Raw genomic sequence first — 4,423 nt, forward strand, 5'->3', positions numbered from 1 at the left:
TGTCATAGAAATCAGAATGACGAAAATTTGTCAAGCTGAATTCATTTCAGCTTCTCATTCTGAAAAATCAAATTTCGCAAAACTCATTTCGAACTTCGAATCTCGAAAAAAAATAAATAATAAAAACAAACATACAAAAAGATGAAAAACATTACAGTTATTGGAGCTGGAACGATGGGGAATGGAATTGCTCACGTTTTCGCACAATCAGGATTTGCAGTGAATTTGGTTGACGTTTCTCAAGATAGTTTGGAGCGTGGATTGAAAACAATCGCTGGAAATTTGGAGCGTATGATCGCCAAAGAAAAAATTACGGAAGCTGACAAAACAGCAACTTTAAATAATATTACAACATTTACAGATACTGCGGAAGCGGTAAAAAATGCGGATTTAGTTGTAGAAGCTGCAACAGAAAATTTAGATTTGAAATTGAAAATCTTCAAACAAATTGATGAAGCTGCGCCAGCAAATGCAATTTTAGCGTCTAATACTTCTTCTATTTCGATTACAAAAATTGCGTCTGTTACAAGTCGTCCAAAACAAGTGATTGGAATGCATTTCATGAATCCAGTTCCGATGATGAAATTGGTTGAAATTATTCGTGGTTACGATACAACAGACGAAGTAACGAAAGCGATTATGGAAATGTCAGAAAAATTAGGAAAAGTTCCAGTTGAAGTGAATGATTATCCAGGTTTTATCGCCAATCGTATTTTAATGCCAATGATTAACGAAGCAATTTATTCTTTATATGAAGGAGTTGCGGGCGTGAAAGAAATTGACGAAGTAATGAAATTAGGTATGGCTCATCCAATGGGACCATTACAATTAGCAGATTTTATCGGTTTAGACGTTTGTTTATCAATCTTAGAAGTGTTGTACGATGGTTTCAAAAATCCTAAATATGCACCTTGTCCATTGTTAGTTAACATGGTAACTGCTGGTAAAAAAGGAGTAAAATCTGGAGAAGGATTCTATGATTATTCAGAATCTAAAAAAGCAGAAAAATTAGCTGCTCAGTTTGCGAAGTAGTTTATCTTACACAAAATAGTCAAAACAAAAAGCGTTACTTTTCGGGTAACGCTTTTTTTTATTTTGATTACTTAATTGCAGCTAAAGCATGTGTGTAATCTGGTTCTTGTCCAATTTCAGGAACTTGTTCTGCATAAGCAACTTCTCCATTTGGATTAATTACTACAACTGCGCGAGATAATAATCCATTTAATGGTCCATCAACCATTTTAACACCATAAGCATTTGCGAATTCTTCATTTTTGAAATCAGATAAAGTGACTACATTATCCAAACCTTCGGCAGCACAAAAACGAGATAAAGCGAAAGGTAAATCTTTCGAAATACATAACACAACTGTATTTGCAGCAGAAGAAACTTCTTTGTTAAAAGTTCGTACAGATTGCGCACAAACACCAGTGTCAACACTTGGAAAAATATTTAAAACAACATTTTTTCCAGCATAATCAGCCAATGTTTTGTCGCTTAAATCTCCTGCTGTTAAAGCAAAAATCGGCGCTTTTTCACCAATTATAGGTAAATCTCCGCCTGTATGAATAGGATTTCCTTTGAATGTAATTTCAGCCATAATTTTTTATTTTATTCTTAGATTTTTAATGATTAAAAGTAACAAAATTCTACGGAGAAAAAAGTATCTTCGCAATAATAAATTGTTACATTACAAATAACACACAAATATTATGCAACTTTCAAAGCGTTTACAGAATTTGAAACCATCTGCAACTATTGCAATGTCTGCGAAAGCAAGAGAATTAAAATCACAAGGAATCGATGTGATTAGTTTAAGTATTGGAGAACCAGATTTCAATACACCAGATTTTATCAAGGAGGCAGCTAAAAAAGCTATCGACGAAAATTATTCAGGATATCCTCCAATTGCAGGGTATGCAGATTTGAAGGAAACAATTTGTAAGAAGTTTAAACGTGATAACAATATTGAATATACAGCAAATCAAGTTGTTGTTTCTACTGGAGCAAAACAATCTATTTATAATGTTTTACAAGCAATTGTAGACGAAGGAACTGAAGTAATTATTCCAACACCTTATTGGGTTTCTTATTCAGATATCGTAGAATTATCAGGAGGAACGCCAGTTTTTGTGGAAGGAACTTTAGAAGCTGATTTCAAAATTACACCAGCACAGTTAGAAGCTGCAATTACAGATAAAACTCGTGCTATTATTTATTCATCTCCTTGTAATCCGTCAGGATCAGTTTACACAAGAGAAGAATTGAAAGGTTTGGCTGAGGTTTTAGCAAAATATCCAGATGTGATTATTATTTCGGACGAAATTTATGAGCACATTGTTTACGGAGAAAAAAATGTTTCGATTGCATCTTTCCCAGAAGTTTATAATCAAACAGTAACTGTAAATGGTTTAGCAAAAGCTTTCGCAATGACAGGTTGGAGAATTGGTTTCATTGGAGCGCCAGCTTGGTTAGCAAAAGCATGCGAAACGTTACAAGGACAAGTGACTTCGGGAGCAACGTCTATCGCTCAACGTGCTGCAATTACGGCTTTAGAAGCAGATCCAAGTTCTGTTCAATACATGGTTGATGCGTTTGCAGAACGTCGTGAATTGATGTTAGGTTGGGCAAGAGAAATTCCAACGTTCAAAGTAAACGAACCAAAAGGAGCTTTCTATTTATTTCCAGATGTTACGGCAACTTTCGGAAATACATACAATGGCGTTACAATTAACAATGCAGATGATTTAGCTTTATATTTATTAGAGCATGCACAAGTTGCAGTTGTTTCTGGTTCGGCTTTCGGGTCTAAAAATTGTATTCGTATCTCGTATGCGGCGTCTGTAGAAGAGTTGAAAGAAGCAATGACACGTATCAAAAATGCTTTAGCGTAAGTAGAAAAATAGATAAAATATCAAAATCCTCAAGTTTTACTTGAGGATTTTTTTGTGGATGATATTTTCTTAAAAAAAATGTGATTTTAATTTTAATGAAATTCAATTGATTAGCCTATTTAAGCGACTTTTTATTGAAAATATTTCAAAAAAGATTTGTTTTAATCGAAAATAACCTCTTATATTTGCACCACTAAAAACAAGGCGAGGTAGCTCAGATGGTTAGAGCGCAGGATTCATAACCCTGAGGTCGGCAGTTCGATTCTGCTCTTCGCTACAAATTCAAAAGACAAATTCATTATTGAATTTGTCTTTTTTATTATCAATAAATATTATTAGACTTCTGATGATAATCATCGATTAATCCTTTCAAATTCATTAAATTTGCATTCAATTTAATAACGTTCTAAATAAAATTCAAAAAAATGATTCAAACAGATATAGTTATAATCGGAGCTGGACCAACTGGTCTTTTTGCCGTTTTCGAAGCAGGTTTATTAAAAATGAGATGTCATATTATTGATGCTCTTCCTCAACCTGGAGGGCAATTGACAGAATTGTATCCAAAAAAACCAATTTTTGATATTCCTGGTTATCCTTCTGTTGGTGCAGGTGAATTGATTGACAATTTAATGGAGCAAATCAAACAATTTGAGCCAGGTTTTACATTAAACGAACAAGCTGCAACAATTGATAAGCAAGAAGACGGAACTTTTATTGTAACAACAAATAAAGGAACGCAAGTACAAGGAAAAGCGGTTGCCATTGCTGGTGGTCTTGGATCTTTTGAGCCTCGTAAGCCAATTATCGAAAACATCGAAGCGTATGAAGAAAACGGAGTGGAGTATTTTGTAAAAAATCCTGAACTGTTCCGTGATAAAAAAATCGTAATTGCTGGTGGTGGAGATTCTGCTTTGGATTGGTCGATTTTCTTGGCTGATGTGGCTGCGGAAGTTACGTTGGTACACAGAAGAAATGAGTTCCGTGGAGCGTTAGATTCTGTTGATAAAGTAATTGAATTGAAAAAAGCTGGAAAAATTAATTTAATCACTCCTGCAGAAATTACTGGAATCAAAGGTGAAGGAAAAGTGGAAAGTTTGGTAATTGAAAAAGAAGGTGAAACTTTTGAACTTGAAACAGATTATTTTATTCCATTGTTTGGTCTTTCTCCAAAACTAGGTCCTATTGCAAATTGGGGATTGGAGATTGATAAAAATGCAATCAAGGTAAATAATGCTTTAGATTATCAAACAAATATCGAAGGAATTTACGCGATTGGAGACGTAAATACTTATCCAGGAAAATTGAAATTGATTTTATGTGGTTTCCATGAAGCAACGTTAATGTGTCAGTCTGTTTACAATAGAATGAATCCTGGGAAAAAATTTGTCTTGAAATACACAACTGTTTCTGGTGTTGATGGTTTCGACGGGACAAGAAAAGAAGCCGAAAAAGCGGTTGTCAAAGCTATTGACTAATTTTAACAAAATAAATAGAAATATTTTTTAAACCCGTAGTGCATTTAGGTA

4 protein-coding genes and 1 tRNA gene are annotated in these 4,423 nt (G+C 34.1%); 4 read left to right on the forward strand and 1 reads right to left on the reverse strand.

The genetic code is table 11. The features are described 5' to 3' along the window. Positions 1 to 141 precede the first annotated feature (141 nt). On the forward strand, positions 142 to 1,032 hold the full coding sequence (locus tag B2X73_RS11755; protein WP_114997739.1) for a 3-hydroxyacyl-CoA dehydrogenase family protein: 891 nt from the start codon (positions 142 to 144) through the stop codon (positions 1,030 to 1,032). A gap of 67 nt (positions 1,033 to 1,099) precedes the next feature. Here B2X73_RS11755 and tpx read toward each other — a convergent pair whose 3' ends face one another. Further along, the gene (tpx, locus tag B2X73_RS11760; RefSeq protein ID WP_114997736.1) at positions 1,100 to 1,600 is read right to left on the reverse strand and encodes a thiol peroxidase; all 501 of its coding nucleotides are present in this window, start codon (positions 1,598 to 1,600) and stop codon (positions 1,100 to 1,102) included. Between the two features lie 112 nt (positions 1,601 to 1,712). Between tpx and B2X73_RS11765 the strand changes: the two genes are divergently transcribed. The 3 genes from B2X73_RS11765 (at position 1,713) to B2X73_RS11775 (ending at position 4,372) form a co-directional block, all read left to right on the forward strand. Further along, positions 1,713 to 2,894, forward strand: coding sequence for a pyridoxal phosphate-dependent aminotransferase (locus B2X73_RS11765; RefSeq protein ID WP_219034881.1), 1,182 nt, complete (start codon positions 1,713 to 1,715; stop codon positions 2,892 to 2,894). Between the two features lie 203 nt (positions 2,895 to 3,097). Beyond that, a tRNA-Met gene (locus B2X73_RS11770) sits at positions 3,098 to 3,171 on the forward strand. A 148-nt stretch (positions 3,172 to 3,319) separates the two neighbouring features. Beyond that, complete coding sequence (locus B2X73_RS11775) at positions 3,320 to 4,372, forward strand: NAD(P)/FAD-dependent oxidoreductase (RefSeq protein WP_286495897.1); 1,053 nt, start codon at positions 3,320 to 3,322, stop codon at positions 4,370 to 4,372. Positions 4,373 to 4,423 lie beyond the last annotated feature (51 nt).

Origin of the sequence: Empedobacter sp. UBA7252 (assembly GCF_002472765.1) — a bacterium.
Classification (GTDB): domain Bacteria; phylum Bacteroidota; class Bacteroidia; order Flavobacteriales; family Weeksellaceae; genus Empedobacter; species Empedobacter falsenii_B.